We start from the raw sequence: 1,269 nt of genomic DNA, 5'->3' as shown, positions 1-1,269 counted from the left end.
GACTAACAAAAACTCTCAAAAATTCCTTGTATCCAACAAGACATTCGCTTTGGAACTTCTGTTTGTTAATGGATACAGCCTAAAAAAAGACAATTTGCTAGAAGAAATTGATCCCCCTAAAATCCACCCTATCACTAACAAGCCTATCAAAGAGTTTGAAGAATACATAGGCAAAACGATCAATATCACTAATAACAACGTGGATCAATGCCCTGAGGGGATAACAAGCTATTTGAAAATCACTCGGATCGTGAAACTGAACGATAATCGGATCTGTATCTCAATCCAAGATGTGGATAAGCCTGAGAAACTTCTCAAACCTTTCATCGCTAAAGATGAAAAACACTTGAAGAATTGGTTTAAGAAATATTATCGGTGAAAATCAGCAAGTGAATTAATCCCAATCAAAACGACTTGTCGTTTTGATGGTTGAAAGGCTTGCCTTTCAATTAGGGTTCTAGGGCTTGCCCTAGCAAACTAAAGCGAATGCAATGAGCGATCTAATCCCATATAGGGTTAGTAGTTTGCAAACTACTAACCCTTTTAGCGAGCTAAAACCGACAAGTCGGCAAGGGGTTTAAGTTTGCTATCGGCAAGCCGATAGAATACACAAGGCGACAAGTCCCCTTGTGATAAGGGGCGCCCCTTAAACCCCAAACAAAACACGCTATAATAAAAAAATCTCATTAAAGGATCAAATAATGGCAAATACTACCACGCAAAAAGATTTTTCTCAATTAAGCAAAAGACAAATTTTCAATTTGATATTAAGCACCGAAGAAAAGATCAAAAAGATACAAAAAGAAAAAGTATCTCTACAGGAAAATCTCACCAAAGAACTAGAAAAGAAACTAGAAAGAAACAATAAGAGTTTCACCGCTAGATTGGAAAAATTGAACAAAGTCTTACAAGAGCTTAATCTTGTTTTTGATCACAAGAGGGCTAACGATTGTTGTTTTGGGCATGAAACCCCAAACATTCAAACGCAACAAGCCATGAGAGATGTGTATAACAAAGAGACAGATTTGATTGTTGAGGATTTTTCTAGTTATAGCGATGAAAGAAAAAGGGCTTTAGGTGTTGAAGCTCAATCTTAAAAAATCTTTTCAAAAAGATTTTGATAAATTGCTTTTGAATGGGTTTGATGATAGCGTTTTGAATGAAGTTATTCTAACCTTAAGAAAGAAAGAACCGCTAGATCCACAATTTCAAGATCATGCCCTAAAGGGAAAGTGGAAACCTTTTAGGGAATGCCACATTAAGCCTGAT

The 1,269-nt window shown here is 36.2% G+C and carries 2 protein-coding genes and 1 pseudogene; all 3 read left to right on the top strand.

The features are described from left to right. A pseudogene (locus QT74_RS07820) lies at positions 1-379 on the top strand (replication initiation protein); the annotation flags it as partial. Positions 380-701: 322 nt separating this feature from the next. Then, on the top strand, positions 702-1,097 hold the full coding sequence (locus tag QT74_RS07815) for a hypothetical protein (RefSeq protein WP_033765916.1): 396 nt from the start codon (positions 702-704) through the stop codon (positions 1,095-1,097). Beyond that, positions 1,078-1,269, top strand: a 192-nt coding sequence (locus tag QT74_RS07810) for an HP0894 family type II toxin-antitoxin system mRNA interferase toxin (RefSeq protein WP_033765915.1), incomplete at its 3' end; no start/stop codon positions are given. The genes QT74_RS07815 and QT74_RS07810, both read left to right, overlap by 20 nt.

It is taken from the genome of Helicobacter pylori SA213A (assembly GCF_000476275.1).
In the GTDB taxonomy this organism is placed as follows: Bacteria; Campylobacterota; Campylobacteria; order Campylobacterales; family Helicobacteraceae; genus Helicobacter; species Helicobacter pylori_CL.
This window is presented reverse-complemented; position numbering and strand designations above follow the sequence as displayed.

Bases quoted from the DNA above. Each gene is read 5' to 3' on its own strand.
- QT74_RS07815 (WP_033765916.1), top strand. From the start codon at position 702: ATGGCAAATACTACCACGCAAAAAGATTTTTCTCAATTAAGCAAAAGA.